A 15,384-nucleotide genomic window follows, 5' to 3' on the forward strand; every position below is an offset into this window, starting at 1 on the left:
GAAAATTTTAAAATGTTGTATCAGATAAAGGATGGGACAGTCATTGCCGGAGGCAGTCTGATCCTGTCGCATATTGACTTTGAAATACACGGCAAGGAAAAAATAGCGGTGGTAGGGAACAATGGAGCCGGGAAAACCACGCTGTTAAGACTGATAGCCGGAGAAGTGGATCTGGACCGGGATGATAAACGGGAAGGCCCTGGAATTACAAGTTCCAGAAAGCTGACGGTAGGATACTTAAAGCAACAGGCATTTGATGATAAGGGCAGGACGGTGGAGGAAGAACTGCTGTCCTCCTGTCCGGTTGCAGATCCCTTTGCCATGGAGCGGTTTGAGTATGAACGGGAATACGATACGCTGTTTACCGGGTTTGGATTTACAAAGGAAGATAAGAAGAAAAGGATTTCCCAGTTTTCCGGCGGGGAGCAGACAAAGATTGCCCTTATTCGTTACTTGCTGTTAAAACCGGATATCCTGCTTCTTGACGAACCTACCAATCATCTGGATATTCAGGCTACGGAATGGCTGGAACAGTATATGAAGCAGTATGAAAAATCAGTGGTAATGGTATCCCATGACCGCTTTTTTCTGGACCAAACGGCATCTGTGGTATATGAACTGTCTGAAAAGAGGCTTACCCGGTACCCAGGTAACTACACTCATTACCGGGAAGAAAAGAGGAAGGCGGTCAAGATACAGACCAAGGCTTATGAACGGCAGCAGGAAGAGATCAAGCGCTTAAACGATCTGGTCGAGCGGTTTAAGAATAAGCCCCGAAAGGCCTCATTTGCCAGGGCAAAAAGAAAGGCAGTGGAACGGATGGGCCAGGTAGTGAAACCGGTGGAAGATGATATCCACATGTTCACAGGGCCTTTGGAGCCTGCTTTTTTAGGCAGCAAATGGGTCTTTGAAGCGGAGCACTTGAAAATCGGTTATGACCGTCCGCTCATAGAGATGACCATGAGGATCAGACGGGGACAAAAGATAGGAATCCTTGGCCCAAACGGGGCCGGAAAAAGCACCTTTTTAAAAACGGTGGCAGGACTTATTCCTCCGGTTTCCGGGGAGTATTCTCTGGGAAACCAGATTACCATCGGTTATTTTGACCAACATTCTTCAGAGATAGACTCCGATAAATCCGTTGCCCAGCATTTCCATGATTTGTTCCCTTCCCTGACGGAAAAAGAGGTCAGGAGTATTTTGGGGGCATACTTATTTGGTGGTAAAGAGGCCGGAAAACGGGTTGGTCTTTTATCCGGAGGAGAAAAGGCAAGGCTTGTACTGGCAGAGCTTTTGCAGAGCAGACCGAATTTTCTGATCCTGGATGAACCGACCAACCACATGGACATCAGGGCAAAGGAAACCCTGGAATCTGCATTCCGGGCTTATACAGGCACCATTTTGTTTGTATCACACGACCGATATTTTCTAAGCCGGGTGGCAGAATCGGTTCTCATCTTTGAGAATCAGTCCGCTTTTTACTATCCTTTCGGGTATGAGCATTATCTGGAGCGGAGCAGAAGAGCAGAGAAGGGCGAAGGTCTTGCTGCGCAGATCAGGGCGGAGGAGCAGGCTCTGATCGCCGGAATGCGCGCAGTCCCCAAGGCAGAAAAACATAGGTTAAGAGAAATCCCGGTGGAAGAAGCCTACCTGGATTGGAAGCTCGGTCTGGTTTTGGAACGGCTTTTACCGGCAAGAGACAGGGTGATGGAATTGACGGATGTCATGGAGGAGATGAAGGAAAGGTGGCTGGGATCGGAAGACTTCTGGAAGGGAGAAATCTGGGAGGAGTCCGGCCGCTATGAGGAATTAAAGGAAGAGCAGCAAAAGGCATGGGAGGAATGGCATGAGCTGTGCCTGGAGTGGTTTGATACGGCTTATGAAGAAGGGATGTAACAGACTGTTAAAAATAAATTTAAATTGAAAGTCAGCATAAAAATGAGCTTTGAAATTGGTTATTATACCAATCAAAGCTCATTTTTTAATACTATTTTGTCAGGCTATTATGTGGCAGCCCTATGTAAATTTAAGAATATTTCCCTTAATTAATACTTGCCGGAGTAATCATAGTATGCTGAAGTGCTAGTATAATATTCCGGTTCGGCACTTTCAAAGGAAGGAACGTAATCCTTATGATGATCCGTTTGCTCTCCGTTTAATTTGAATTTTCCGACTTCCTGCTGCAGTGTCTCGGACTGAGCGGCTAACTCTTCGCTGGAAGCGGAGCTTTCTTCTGCGGTTGCTGCATTTGTCTGGATCACTGCAGAAACCTGTGACAGGCCCTGGTTGATCTGGTCAATTGCCACCACCTGCTGGGAAGAAGCGGATTCGATCTCCCGGATCGCCTGTTCCAAAAATCTAGATTTTTCTTCCACTTCCTGAAGGATTTTAGCGGCATCAACGGACATCTGTCTGCCTTCGGTAACGGCTTCTACGGAATGAACGATGAGGTTTGCCGTTTCCTTTGCCGCTTCCGCAGATTTGGTCGCAAGGTTCCGAACCTCATCCGCTACCACTGCGAACCCTTTTCCGGCGCTGCCGGCACGGGCGGCCTCAATGGCGGCATTTAGTGCAAGAATATTTGTCTGGAAGGCGATGTCCTCAATCACTTTTGTGATGCTGGAAATTTCTTCCGAAGTTGCGTTGATCTTATTCATAGATGCATTCAGGCTTTGCATGCGTATATTGCTTTCGTTGACTCCGGCTGCGTTCTGTTCTACGTACTCAGATGCCAAACGGACATTATCCGCATTCTGGCTGGCCTGTTTTGCTACTGTGGCAATGGCAGCGTTTAGCTCTTCCACGGTTGCGGCTTGTTCCGTAGAACCGGAAGCAAGGGCCTGTGCTGCGGAGGATACTTGTCCTGCGCCGGAATTGACCTGATCGGCTGCTGTGTTTATAAGAAGCAGAGTCCGGTTGAGATCCTTCTCGATCTTTCGAAGGGCAAGGCCCAGTACGTCATCCTCAGAACGAAGGGGAACTTCCTGTGTGAAATCTCCGTTGCTGATTTTTTCGGCAATGAGCACCTGATCCCGGATGCCAGCCAGCATAGTGGTAAAAGAGGCGGCAAGCTGACCGGTCTCATCTTTGGAGTCAACATCCTTTAAGTCAACATCCACATGCCCAAGAGCGATTTTATCGGCAGCCTTTACAATCTGCCCGATCGGCAGGCTGATCATGCGGGAAATTCTTAAACCCAGGAATATGGCAATAGCTGCTCCTGCTAAAAGGATGATGCTAAGAACACCCGTCAGGAGGATTGCGGTGGAATCGTTGGTTTTACTGGTCTCGTTAGCTACCCTCATCCGGACATCCACCAGCTTGTCAAAGTTATCAAACATCTTTTGGATGTTGTCCTTTTCATTATCGAAAGCGTGTAATGCCGTGTCCTTAGACCCCTGTTTGGCTGCGTTTAAGCATTTTTGGATGGAGGGATCAAAGGAATCCGTAAATAATTGAGTTGCCTCGTCTATTAAAGCGAGAGCTTCATCATTCTTGATACTTGTCCGGTACTCGGCGGAACTACTAAGAAAATTGTTCTTTGCTTCCGCATAGCTTTTATCCAGAGCTTCCAGTTCCATGGTATCACCAGCATGGCTGGCCATTGCGTTGGCATCTACACGAAGCTGATACAGATTTTTGGTGGCAATGATTAAGTCCTTCATGGGAACCGTCTGCTCTTTGTACAAAAAGGTGTCCATTTTGTTGATTTGGGACATGCCCAAAACCCCGGTGATGCCGATCACAAGCATAATAAATACCATGCTGAGAAAGGCTGTGAGTAATTTTTTGGTGATGCTGTAGTCTTTGAATTTCTTCATACTGATACCTCCTAGTTTTTCATCTGTTCTTCATCTGTTTTTTTATGTATAATCGTTTCCATTTGGTTTGTCATGTTCCTCAAAACACGAACTGATGTATACATACAACGTCTGAAGCCCCGTTTTCGGTATACAATATGAATCAATATTTTGCGAACATCTCCGGGCGGCAGTTTTACCAGAATTCTGCCATCCATTTTTAGACAAATATCGACAAGATTCATTATATAATACAAGATTATTGTTTGTCAATCTAAAGAAAAAGAGTGTTAATGATTGAATATAAAATTATTTTAATAAAAAATAAAAGGTATTTTACATAAATTTTTTGAACATTTGCTTCAAAAACTTCGACAGGAGTCAAAAGTGATTTGAAATATGAATGTATTGTGCAATATACACATGACAAATGTCATATAACTAATTACATTAGTAATAAATGCATAAAAAATATTGACTTTTCCATTGGAGTTGTTATGATGATTACAGAGAAAGGGGGTAAAACATGAAATATCAGAAAGGGAATAAAAAGGTTATAGTGGCCGGACACATTTCCCTGGACATTACGCCGGTTTTTCATAACAGCGGTGAGCAGAAGTTTTCGGCGCTTTTGCGTCCGGGAAAGCTTTTGCGTGTGGGAAAGGCACAGATATCCACAGGCGGGGCTGTGTCCAATACGGGTCTGGGTCTTCATGCCCTGGGAGCTGATGTTCTTTTGATGGCAAAGGTCGGTAATGATGACTTCGGCCTGATATTAAAGGAAAAGATCAGACAAAGCGGATGTGAAAGCAGTATTCCGGCAGTGGAGGGGGAATCCACATCTTACACGGTGGTGATAGCTCCAAAGGGCTTTGATCGGTTTTTTATCCATGATCCCGGGTGCAATGATACGTTTTGTTGCGGGGATGTGGATTTTGAACAGGTTTCGGAAGCTTCTCACTTTCATTTTGGATATCCCACGCTGATGCGCAGATTTTACGAGAACAACGGGGAAGAACTGGTCTGCCTTTTCCGAAAGATCAAGGAGCTTTCCCTTACCACATCCCTGGATTTAACAGCGGTTGACCCTGATTCCGAGGCGGCCGGCTGTGACTGGGAGAGGATCCTGGCATCTGTGCTTCCTTATGTGGATTTCTTTGTTCCAAGCATTGAAGAACTGGGATACATGCTTGACAGAGAGTTGTATGACAAATGGCAGGAACGAGCAGGAGGAGATGACGTTACATCCATACTTTCTTTAAGTGAGGATGTGGAAGCCCTTGCGGACCGGGCTTTGAGTTTGGGAGCAAAAGCTGTATTGTTAAAATGCGGGGCAACCGGCATGTATTTAAAGACCGCACCGGAGCATTTTTTGGAAGGTTGGGGTGGAATTGCCTGCTTCCAGAACAGTTTTGTCCCTGACCGGGTCCTATCAGCTACCGGAGCAGGGGATACGAGCATTGCTGCATTTATAAAGGCTATGCTGGATGGATTAAGGCCGGAGGAATGTCTGGAGCTTGCAGCGGCAACAGGAGCTTCCTGCGTAACGGCTTATGATGCTGTCAGCGGACTTCTGCCCTTTGAGGTCCTTAGGGAAAAGATACAAAGCGGGTGGGAACAACAGAACATCATCCGCCCATAATAAAATGATGAAATCAGGAGGAAAAAGATATGCTTATCACGATGAAGGCAATTTTAGAGCTTGCGGAAGCAAAAAACATAGCAATAGGGGCATTTAACATTACTTCCCTGGAGGGGATCCAGGCAGTACTTCAGGCCTCGGAAGAATTAAACCAGCCGGTAATTCTGCAATTTGCCCCGGTACATGAGGCCATCATTCCCATGACAGTTATAGGCCCTATTATGCTCTTGCTGGCAGAAAGGTCTTCGGTGCCGGTAGCAGTGCATTTGGATCATGGCGACGATTTAAGCGTACTGAAGAAAGCCCTGGATATGGGATTTACTTCGGTTATGTATGATGGATCTGCCTTATCTTTTGAGGAGAATGCAGCCAACACAAGGATCGCAGTCGAGATGGCAGGGATATATGGTGCATCTGTGGAAGCAGAAATCGGTGCCATGGGACGGCAGGAATTCTCCAGCATAGGTGAGGGAGAAGAAGGGGAGGCAACGGAAGGCTGCTATACGGACCCAGAGCAGGCAGAGAGATTTGTAAAAACTACGGGAGTCGATGCCCTGGCATGCTCCTTTGGAACGGTGCATGGGCTTTATCTTACAGAACCAAAGCTGGATTTTGACCGGATCAGCCAGATAAAAAGCAGGATCGGACTTCCCATTGTCATGCATGGAGGCTCCGGTGTCAGCGACCAGGACTTCCGTAAGTGCATCAATAACGGTGTCCGTAAGATCAATTACTATACATACTTAGCGAAAGCAGGCGGAATGCACGTAAAGGAAAAGGCAATGGAGTCGGAAGGATATGTATATTATCATGATGTGACCTTATGGGGCATTGATGCCATGAAAAAGGATGTGCTTCATACCATAAAAGTATTTTCCAATTTGAAATAAGAGGAGGTTTCCAATGAAACGTTCAGAAATTAACAAAGCATTAAGGGATATGGAAGAGATGGCAAAGGCATGCAGCTTTGTCCTTCCCCCATTTTGCCATTTTACACCGGAGGAGTGGAAGGAAACAGGCCATGAGTATGATGAGATCCGTGACAACATGCTGGGTTGGGATATTACAGACTTTGGAATGGGTGACTTTGATAAGGCTGGATTTTCTCTGATCACATTGCGAAACGGCAACGTGAACATGAAAAAGTATACGAAAACGTATGCGGAAAAGCTGCTTTATTTAAAAGAAGGCCAATCCGCAGCCATGCATTTTCATTGGACGAAAATGGAGGACATTATCAACCGGGGCGGAGGAAATGTGCTCATCCGTGTCTATGATTCTACTGCAGATGGAGAATTTGCGGATACAGATGTGACTGTTCACAGTGACGGGCGGGAATACAAGGTGGCTGCAGGGACCCAGGTAAAGCTGTGCCCGGGAGAAAGCATTACGATCTATCCAGGACTGTACCATGATTTTGAACTGGAACCGGGAACCGGTCCCGTTCTTTTGGGAGAGGTATCCATGTGCAACGATGACAATGGGGATAACCGGTTTTACTTACCTGCCGGGCGTTTCCCGGAGATTGAAGAGGATGAACCTCCCTACCGTCTTCTTTGCAACGAATATCCGGCAGCAAAATAAAGCTGGAAAAAGCCTGATTCTCAAGAGAGCTGCATAGAGATGTTACATTTGTCACATAAAACTCATTACATTGTGCACATGTTTTAAAAATAAACTCATGCTATGATTAAAATGTAGCAAATACAACAAACATATTGTGTACAAGGAGGAAGTAACATGAAAAAAAGCACAAAAAAATTAACGGCAATGTTGATTTGTGCAGCTTTAGCAGGAATCTCTCTGGCAGGGTGCAGCAATGGGGAGCCGGAGACGAAAGCACCTGAGACAACGGCAGCTGCCACTACGGCAGCAGAGACAAAAGCAGCTGCGGAGACAAAGGCAGCCGTGAAATCTGAATCTGGCGTCAATATGGCTGATGCCAACGTGAAGAAAAAAGATCCAAGCAAACACTACAAATTCGGATATACCTGTATGGATGGCACAAACCCATTCTTCGTTACCATTGAAAAGACCATGCGGGAAATGGTTGAGGCCCAGGGTGATGAGCTTATTTCTGTGGACCCGGCTAATGATGTAACCCTTCAAATCACTCAGGTAGAAGATTTGATTTCCCAGAGTATTGATGCCATGTTCATGAACCCGGCTGAGGCGGAAGGCATTCTGCCGGCCCTGGATCAGTTAAAGGCGGCAAATGTTCCCATCGTAGGCTTTGATACGGAAGTGGCTGATTTGTCTTATCTGGTTTCCTACACAGGATCCGATAACTATAATGCCGGTTTCGTATGCGGCGAGGACTTGGTTAAGAAATGTCCGGAGGGCGGAGATATCATCGTACTGGATTCCCCTACCATGAATTCCGTAACCGACAGAACCAACGGCTTCCTGGATGCGATTAAAGGACATAACTTTAACATCGTAGCCCAGCAGGATGCAAAGGGCAACTTACAAGTTGCTATGGGCATAGCAGAAGACCTTCTTCAAGCACACGGCAATGTAATTGCCATTTTCGGCGGCAACGATCCGACAGCACTTGGAGCCCTGGCAGCAGCCAATGCAGCAGGCATCAAGGACTGCAAGATCTACGGCGTAGACGGTTCTCCTGATATCAAGGCAGAGATGGCTTCCGGCGATTCCCTCATTGAAGGAAGCGGCGCACAGTCCCCGGTTAAGATCGCACAGTCTGCAGTGAATATTATGTACTCTTATTTAAATGGCGATAAAGTAGATGACCGTTATCCGGTAGAAACCTTCCTGATTACATCTGACAATGTAAAGGATTTCGGAACAGACGGCTGGCAGTAAAAGAAATATAGAAAGTGCTGTGGGAGGGTGTCTCAAAACAGGAGAAACATTGGGTTTGGGACGCCCTTCGGGCGCTTTTTAACGTAAATCCCGGAAGACAAAGCAAAAGTTAGAACAGGCAGGTGAGTTTATGAGCGAAAAGATTCTGCTTCAGATGAAAAATATCCATAAATCCTTCCCAGGGGTAAAGGCGCTTTTGGGTGTGGATTTAGAACTCCGTACCGGTGAGGTCCATGCACTCCTTGGAGAAAACGGAGCCGGCAAGTCAACGTTAATAAAGGTTTTGGGCGGCATTTATATAGCGGAAGAGGGGGATATTTTCATTGATGGCCAGAAGGTGATCATTGACGGGGTAAATACCTCCCATGCAAACGGTATCTCTATCATCCATCAGGAGCTGGTGCTGGTACCTCATATGACCGTGGCGGAAAATATCTTTCTGGGACGGGAGCCGGGAAAGGGCGGCTGGATCAACCATGAAGCAATGGAAAAAGAAGCCCAGCAATTACTTGATGACTATCATATGAACATTGATGCAGAAGCACTCGTTAAGAATTTAACCATTGCCCAGCAACAGATGGTGGAGATCGTAAAAGCAATCTCCTATAATTCCAGGATCTTAGTTATGGATGAGCCAACTTCTTCCATTTCGGATAAAGAAGTGGAGTTCTTATTTAAAACCATGCGGGCATTGACAAATAAAGGCGTAGGCATCATATACATTTCCCACAAAATGGATGAACTGGAGCAGATCTGTGACAGGGTGACCGTATTGCGGGATGGTGCCTTTGTAGGAACGGAAGTTGTTAAGGATACGACAAGAGATAAGCTGATTGCCATGATGGTCGGCCGGGAGCTGACCAAGTACTATACCCGTGATTATTTAGAACCAGGCGAAGTGGTATTAAAATGTGAAAATATTGCAGATGGAAAAATGGTAAAGGGAGCAAGCTTTGAGCTGCGCAAAGGAGAAATTATAGGATTTGCCGGACTTGTGGGAGCTGGACGCAGCGAAGCTATAAAATGCATCTTTGGCCTTACTCCCGGTTCCACCGGAAATATTTACGTGGAGGGCAGGGAGGTGAAAATCAAATCTCCCGTTGATGCCATGAAATACGGAATCGCCCTGGTGCCGGAGGACAGGAAGCAGGAGGGACTTTTCAAAGTGCAGACCGTCCGCTTTAACTCTACCATTGAAGTGCTTAAATCCTTTATAAAAGGAATCTGGGTGGATTCGAAAAAGGAAGAAATGATCACTCAGGAATATATCGATATGATGGACACCAGGACTCCATCTCAGGAGCAGTTAATGGGAAACTTGTCCGGAGGAAACCAACAAAAGGTCATGATCGGCAGATGGCTTGCCACTACCCCGAAGATCCTGATTCTTGACGAGCCTACCAGAGGGGTGGACGTAGGGGCAAAATCAGAGATTTATGGGATCATGAACGAGCTGGTAAAGGATGGCATGTCGATCATCATGATTTCCTCCGAACTGCCGGAGATCTTAAACATGAGCGACCGGGTTTATGTCATGTGCGACGGCAGAATCACAGGCTGTTTCAGCCATGAGGAATGTGTCACCCAGGAAGAGATCATGAAGCTGGCGGCAAAGTAGGAAAGAGGGGAAAATCAAATGACAACAAGACTTCAAAAAAATATAAAACAATATTTGAAAGACAATATCGGTATTATCGGGGCATTGCTGATCCTGTGTATTTTCTTATCCATATTTCCAAAAACCAGCGGCGCCTTTCTGACACATAAGAATATGTTCAATGTGTTAAGGCAGATTTCTTCAAACTTATTCCTGGCATGCGGCATGACCATGGTCATTATATTGGGAGGCATCGACCTTTCCGTTGGTTCGATCATCGCTTTGTCCGGCTGTGTGGCCGCTGGTTGTGTGGCCCGTTATAACCTTCCTATTTTTGCAGCCATCATCATTGGCATCCTCATCGGCATGGCGGTAGGCATGATGAATGGGGTGGTTATTTCAAAGACTACCATCCCGCCGTTTATCGTGACCCTTGCGACTATGAACGTGGCGAAGGGTCTGGCATATGTCTATACCGGCGGTTCACCAGTGCGGGTGGTCACAAAGGCATGGCAGTTTCTAGGCGCCGGCTACATCGGAGGTGTTCCCACGCCGGTCATACTTCTGGTATTTGTCCTGATCATAACTGCGGTAATCATGAATAAGACAAAGCTGGGCCGCCATATCTACGCTGTGGGAGGCAATGCCCAGGCTGCGAAGTTTTCCGGCATCAGCACAGCCAGGGTAAAGCTTCTGGTTCATACATATTCCGGTATTATGGCTGGTCTTGCCGGTGTGGTACTGGCCTCCCGCATGTACTCCGGGCAGCCTACAGCAGGTGACGGGGCGGAAATGGATGCCATCGCAGCAGTGGTGGTGGGAGGTACTTCCATGGCAGGCGGTTCCGGAAAGATCGGGGGAACCATTATCGGCGGCCTGATTATCGGTGTGCTAAACAACGGGCTGAACCTGATGAATGTCAATTCCTTCTGGCAATATGTCGTAAAGGGCATTGTCATTCTTCTGGCTGTATTCATCGACTATTTAAGAAACAAAAAGAAGGATTAAAATCACGTTCAATGAGCAGTGCGAAATAGGACAGGAATAGATTTTCGTTGTGCTTGCACATAAGAAAATCTTTTTCAGTCCTATTTCATAGGGCGAATGCCCGTGAGCGAACGAATCCTCAGGATTCGTTCGCTGCACTGCGGATGTATGATATAATGGAAAAAACCACATTTGAGGAGTAACCACATGAAGGCAAGGGCAGTATTATTCATTCTAATCATGACAATATCCCCCCTTTTGTCCGCATGCAAAGGAAATGAGGGAGGCCCCAAGCAGCACGAGGCCCTCCTTTTTGGTGCGACCTATATGACAAGGAACAACCCTTATTTTGACGTGTTAAACCAGGGGATCGAAGAAGTGGTAGTAGCCAACGGGGATATTCTTCTTACAAGGGATCCTCTTCAGGACCAGGAAAAACAGAATGAACAGATAATAGAATTAATCCATGAAGGAATCAGCATGCTGTTTTTAAATCCGGTAGACTGGGAGGCTGTCTCCCCTGCCCTTGATGCATGTAAAAAGGCAGGAGTTGCCGTCATCAATGTGGACACCGCGGTAAAGGACAGGGATTCTGTCATATCCATCATAGAAACGGACAATTATCAGGCAGGGCAAATTTGTGCCCTGGATATGATGAAGAGGAAGAAATCCGCCAATATCGTAATCCTGGACAACCCCATTCAGATGTCCATCACCTATCGTTCCAGGGGATTTACCGATGCAATTGCGGGCAATGACAATTACCGCGTGGTGTACCGTCATGCAGCTGCCGGGGAAATTGAGGTGGCTTCCAAAGTCATGGAAGAAATTCTGCGTAAAAACATTGACTTTGATGTCATCCTGGGCGGCAATGATCCTACGGCTCTTGGAGCCCTTGCCGCGTTGCAGCAGGCCAGGCGGGAGGAGGGGATCCTGATCTACGGGATCGACGGTTCTCCTGATTTTAAAGCGATCCTGGATATGGGTTACGTAACCGGGACCAGCGCCCAAAGCCCCAAGTCCATCGGCAGGGTGGCGGCAGAAACAGCATACCGGTATCTGGCAGGAGAACCGGTGGACAAATACATAAGCCTGCCAAGCACTTTGATCACAAAGGATAATCTTGATAGTTACGAAATTGACGGCTGGCAGTAGGTAAAAGAGATGGAAGCAAAAAAAATTAACAGCCGGATCGGCCTCCTTCAGGTGGTGATTCTGGCTTTAAACGTGATATCGGTCATGGGAATCAGCATTTTTATTTATCGGACAATAGAAAAAATCCGAAGAGTGTACGCTGCAAGGGAGTTTTTAAACGGGATACAGGCGATCGTGTGGTATCCTTATGCAAAGATCTGGCTCTGTGCCCTACTTTTGTTGCTGCTTACCTTAAGCATGATAATCCGGGACCGTTTGTTTCCCAATAACAACAAGGTCATCCTTACCAGTTTGGTGGCGGATTTCTTTCTATGCTTTATGATCATCATCCTTTTAAATTTCAACTATAACGGAATCCTTCTTCTGGTATTTTCCAATGTCATCATGTATGTGAAAAACGGAAAATCCAGGTATATCCTGGCTGCTGTTGCAATCGGAAGCTTCATATTGGCAGACTATGAACTATTGTCCATTTCCTACCGACTGTATTCCATCCAGGATTATATTTCTTATTACAGTGCATCGGTGCAGCAGTACCTTTTAAGTATCTACAATATTCTGGTATCCTTAAATGTCATTGTATTTGTTGTATACTGTGTCAACATCATCAACGAACAACAGGGAAATCTAGATGAGATTCACGGGCTCAATGAAAAGCTTCAGGAAGTTAACGAGCAACTTCAAAAATATTCCCAAATGGCGGAAAAAATGGCTGAGACAAGGGAGAGGAACCGCCTGGCAAGAGAGATTCATGACACCCTTGGCCATACCCTGACCGGGATCGCAGCAGGAATCGATGCCTGCCTAACCATGATCGGGACTTCCCCGGAGCAGACCAAAAAGCAGTTGGAGCTGATCTCTAAGGTCACCAGGGATGGGATAAAGGATATCCGCCGCTCAGTCAGCGAATTAAGGCCGGATGCCCTGGAGCGCTTCAGCCTGGAATATGCCATTAACAAGATGGTCACGGATATTAATGCTGTGTCAGAAACCAGGATCTATTTTGATTGCAGGGTCCAGAATTTAAAATTTGATGAAGATGAAGAAAATGCCATCTACCGTGTGGTTCAGGAAGGAATCACCAATGCCATGCGCCACGGACATGCAAAGGAGATCTGGATCACCATGAAAAGGGAAAATCAGGACATCCTGATTCAGATTAAGGACAATGGCATCGGCTGTAAGGAAATGAAAAACGGCTTTGGGACAAAGCACATGAAAGAACGGATCAAGATGTTAAGCGGAGTTGTGACGTTTGACGGAAGCGATGGGTTTATCGTCAATGCAAGAATACCGATTCGGAGGGGGGAGACTTATGATTAAAGTATTGATTGCAGATGATCAGGAATTAATCCGTCAGAGCCTGCAGATTGTATTAAACAGCAGGCAGGACATGACGGTGACTGATGTGGCAGCAGACGGTCAGGAGGTGATCCGGTGCGTGAGGAGGAACGTGCCGGATGTGATTTTAATGGATGTGCGGATGCCAAAGATGGACGGTGTGCAGTGTACAAAGATCATTAAGGAAAGCTATCCCCAGATCAAGATCATTATTCTGACCACCTTTGATGATGATGAATACGTGTATAATGCACTGAAATACGGGGCAAGCGGATACATGCTGAAGGGGGTTTCCATGGATGAGCTGGTGGGAGCCATAACAACGGTTTACAATGGCTGGGCAATGATCAATCCGGATATTGCGGCAAAGGTACTTCGTTTCTTTTCACAGATGGCTCAGGCAGATGATACCATATCTGTTCGGGAGAAGAACATGGACGAACTGACCAGAACGGAATGGAAGATCATCGCCCAGGTGGAGAAGGGGGCCAGCAACAAGGAAATATCAAAGACCTTGAACCTTTCTGAGGGAACAGTCCGCAATTACTTGAGTACGATTTTAAATAAGCTGGATTTAAGGGACCGTACCCAGCTGGCTATCTGGGCTGTCCAGACCAATGTAAGAAAGCGGATAGAAACTTAGAAGGTGAATAGAAGAATAAAGGGGAAGCAAAAATGGGGAAGTGGAGAAAGCGCCTTTGCATGAGTGTCTTCCTAGGGGCACTGATTGCTGCGGTCTTGATTTACCGCGATCAGCATAAGAAAATAGTCCTGGAATTTGGCATGTTCACAGGAAGCAACTGGGATGTAGCCAGTGCCAACAGCTTTAAAATCATAGACAAAGCGGTGAAATGTTTTGAGGAGTCACATCCAAATGTGAAAATTCATTATTACAGTGGAATTGCAAAGGAGGATTATTCGGAATGGTGCGCCCGAAAGCTTTTGGAAGGAAAAATGCCGGATGTATTCATGGTTCTGGATTCCGATTTTGATAAATTCACCTCCCTGGGCGTTATGAAGGATCTGGATGTTTTGATGGCCGGGGATCATGCATTTCATAAAGAAGATTTTTTCTCAACGGCCTTGAATACAGGCCGGCGCGATGGACGCCAGTATGCCCTTCCCTATGAAACAGTTCCCACCCTGATGTTTGTAAATAAGTCTCTTCTGGCAAAGGAGAGTATCCAGATGCCAAAGGAAGACTGGACTTGGGAAGATATGTACGAAATATGCAGAAAGGTGACAAAGGACACGGATAAGGACGGACTGCTGGACCAGTTCGGTACTTATAATTACAGCTGGCGGGATGCGTTTTACACCAGCGGAGGAAAGCTGTATGATGAAAGACAGGACCAACTGTCCTTTACAGACAGCCGGGTGTTAGATGCAATCAAATATATCAAACGGCTGAACGACCTAAACCAGGGGCAGAGTGTCACGCAGGAAGATTTTAATGAGGGAGGGGTAGCATTTATGCCGCTGACCTTTGCAGAATACCGCACTTACAAGACCTATCCTTACCGGATCAAGAAGTACACCAGGTTCCAGTGGGACTGCATTACCTTCCCGGCGGGCAGGGAGGGGGAGAACATATCAAAAGTAGATGCTCTTCTAATGGGGATCAACAGTAAGACAAAGCATGAAAGATTGGCATGGGAATTTTTGAAACAGCTGACATATACGGAGGAAATGCAGATGGATGTGTTTCTCTACTCCCAGGGCGTTCCGGCATTAAAGAGCGTAGCTTCCTCGAAAGAAGGGGCGAATATCATTCAGGAAGATATGGATGAGGGAGAGCAGGTAATCAGCAGTACGCTGCTGTGTAATGTCATTGAGAATGGAATCATTGAGCCGAGATTATTACAGTACCAGCAGGTTATGAATCTGGCCGATGGAGAAGTATCTAAGATTTTGCAGGAGAATAAGAATGTTGACAGCAGTATGAAGATATTCCAGAGGACAATTAGTAAATATTTGCAGCAGCAGAAATAATGGAGGGGAGGAAAATCATTGAATGATTTTCCTCCTCTCAGATT

General features: G+C 46.2%; 12 protein-coding genes. 11 read left to right on the forward strand and 1 reads right to left on the reverse strand.

Annotation, left to right across the window (positions count from 1 at the left end; translation table 11 throughout):
• The first annotated feature begins 12 nt into the window (after positions 1 to 12).
• Positions 13 to 1,896: an ABC-F family ATP-binding cassette domain-containing protein gene (locus ACHZES_RS20920; protein WP_395546503.1), complete on the forward strand. Its 1,884-nt coding sequence runs from the start codon at positions 13 to 15 to the stop codon at positions 1,894 to 1,896.
• A 149-nt stretch (positions 1,897 to 2,045) separates the two neighbouring features.
• Here ACHZES_RS20920 and ACHZES_RS20925 read toward each other — a convergent pair whose 3' ends face one another.
• Positions 2,046 to 3,821 (reverse strand): methyl-accepting chemotaxis protein, encoded by a 1,776-nt coding sequence (locus ACHZES_RS20925; protein WP_395546504.1) that lies wholly within the window; start codon positions 3,819 to 3,821, stop codon positions 2,046 to 2,048.
• 505 nt (positions 3,822 to 4,326) lie between these two features.
• On the opposite strand from ACHZES_RS20925, the gene ACHZES_RS20930 reads away from it, so the two are divergent.
• The 10 genes from ACHZES_RS20930 to ACHZES_RS20975 all read left to right on the forward strand — a co-directional run bounded on the left by ACHZES_RS20930 (position 4,327) and on the right by ACHZES_RS20975 (position 15,340).
• A complete protein-coding gene (locus ACHZES_RS20930) occupies positions 4,327 to 5,442 on the forward strand; it encodes a carbohydrate kinase family protein (RefSeq protein ID WP_395546505.1) in 1,116 nt (371 codons plus the stop codon).
• Positions 5,443 to 5,471: 29 nt separating this feature from the next.
• Complete coding sequence (locus ACHZES_RS20935) at positions 5,472 to 6,332, forward strand: ketose-bisphosphate aldolase (protein ID WP_395546507.1); 861 nt, start codon at positions 5,472 to 5,474, stop codon at positions 6,330 to 6,332.
• Between the two features lie 13 nt (positions 6,333 to 6,345).
• Positions 6,346 to 7,026, forward strand: coding sequence for a D-lyxose/D-mannose family sugar isomerase (locus tag ACHZES_RS20940; protein ID WP_038277359.1), 681 nt, complete (start codon positions 6,346 to 6,348; stop codon positions 7,024 to 7,026).
• Between the two features lie 156 nt (positions 7,027 to 7,182).
• On the forward strand, positions 7,183 to 8,268 hold the full coding sequence (locus ACHZES_RS20945; protein ID WP_395546508.1) for a sugar ABC transporter substrate-binding protein: 1,086 nt from the start codon (positions 7,183 to 7,185) through the stop codon (positions 8,266 to 8,268).
• Between the two features lie 130 nt (positions 8,269 to 8,398).
• Complete coding sequence (locus ACHZES_RS20950; protein ID WP_395546509.1) at positions 8,399 to 9,886, forward strand: sugar ABC transporter ATP-binding protein; 1,488 nt, start codon at positions 8,399 to 8,401, stop codon at positions 9,884 to 9,886.
• Between the two features lie 18 nt (positions 9,887 to 9,904).
• Entirely contained in the window at positions 9,905 to 10,873 is a 969-nt protein-coding gene (locus ACHZES_RS20955; protein WP_038277362.1) for an ABC transporter permease, read from the forward strand.
• 186 nt (positions 10,874 to 11,059) lie between these two features.
• On the forward strand, positions 11,060 to 12,007 hold the full coding sequence (locus ACHZES_RS20960) for a sugar ABC transporter substrate-binding protein (RefSeq protein WP_038277364.1): 948 nt from the start codon (positions 11,060 to 11,062) through the stop codon (positions 12,005 to 12,007).
• Positions 12,008 to 12,016: 9 nt separating this feature from the next.
• Positions 12,017 to 13,330, forward strand: coding sequence for a sensor histidine kinase (locus ACHZES_RS20965; protein ID WP_038277365.1), 1,314 nt, complete (start codon positions 12,017 to 12,019; stop codon positions 13,328 to 13,330).
• Positions 13,323 to 13,991: a response regulator transcription factor gene (locus ACHZES_RS20970; protein WP_038277367.1), complete on the forward strand. Its 669-nt coding sequence runs from the start codon at positions 13,323 to 13,325 to the stop codon at positions 13,989 to 13,991. Before ACHZES_RS20965 ends, ACHZES_RS20970 begins: the two co-directional genes overlap by 8 nt.
• Positions 13,992 to 14,023: 32 nt before the next feature.
• On the forward strand, positions 14,024 to 15,340 hold the full coding sequence (locus ACHZES_RS20975) for an ABC transporter substrate-binding protein (RefSeq protein ID WP_395546510.1): 1,317 nt from the start codon (positions 14,024 to 14,026) through the stop codon (positions 15,338 to 15,340).
• The last annotated feature ends 44 nt before the right edge of the window (positions 15,341 to 15,384 follow it).

It is taken from the genome of Lacrimispora sanguinis, from assembly GCF_044987295.1.
In the GTDB taxonomy this organism is placed as follows: domain Bacteria; phylum Bacillota; class Clostridia; order Lachnospirales; family Lachnospiraceae; genus Lacrimispora; species Lacrimispora celerecrescens_B.

Coding starts and splice junctions, on each gene's coding strand:
- ACHZES_RS20920 (WP_395546503.1), top strand. CDS start 13: ATGTTGTATCAGATAAAGGATGGGACAGTCATTGCCGGAGGCAGTCTG.
- ACHZES_RS20925 (WP_395546504.1), bottom strand. CDS start 3,821: ATGAAGAAATTCAAAGACTACAGCATCACCAAAAAATTACTCACAGCC.
- ACHZES_RS20930 (WP_395546505.1), top strand. CDS start 4,327: ATGAAATATCAGAAAGGGAATAAAAAGGTTATAGTGGCCGGACACATT.
- ACHZES_RS20935 (WP_395546507.1), top strand. CDS start 5,472: ATGCTTATCACGATGAAGGCAATTTTAGAGCTTGCGGAAGCAAAAAAC.
- ACHZES_RS20940 (WP_038277359.1), top strand. CDS start 6,346: ATGAAACGTTCAGAAATTAACAAAGCATTAAGGGATATGGAAGAGATG.
- ACHZES_RS20945 (WP_395546508.1), top strand. CDS start 7,183: ATGAAAAAAAGCACAAAAAAATTAACGGCAATGTTGATTTGTGCAGCT.
- ACHZES_RS20950 (WP_395546509.1), top strand. CDS start 8,399: ATGAGCGAAAAGATTCTGCTTCAGATGAAAAATATCCATAAATCCTTC.
- ACHZES_RS20955 (WP_038277362.1), top strand. CDS start 9,905: ATGACAACAAGACTTCAAAAAAATATAAAACAATATTTGAAAGACAAT.
- ACHZES_RS20960 (WP_038277364.1), top strand. CDS start 11,060: ATGAAGGCAAGGGCAGTATTATTCATTCTAATCATGACAATATCCCCC.
- ACHZES_RS20965 (WP_038277365.1), top strand. CDS start 12,017: ATGGAAGCAAAAAAAATTAACAGCCGGATCGGCCTCCTTCAGGTGGTG.
- ACHZES_RS20970 (WP_038277367.1), top strand. CDS start 13,323: ATGATTAAAGTATTGATTGCAGATGATCAGGAATTAATCCGTCAGAGC.
- ACHZES_RS20975 (WP_395546510.1), top strand. CDS start 14,024: ATGGGGAAGTGGAGAAAGCGCCTTTGCATGAGTGTCTTCCTAGGGGCA.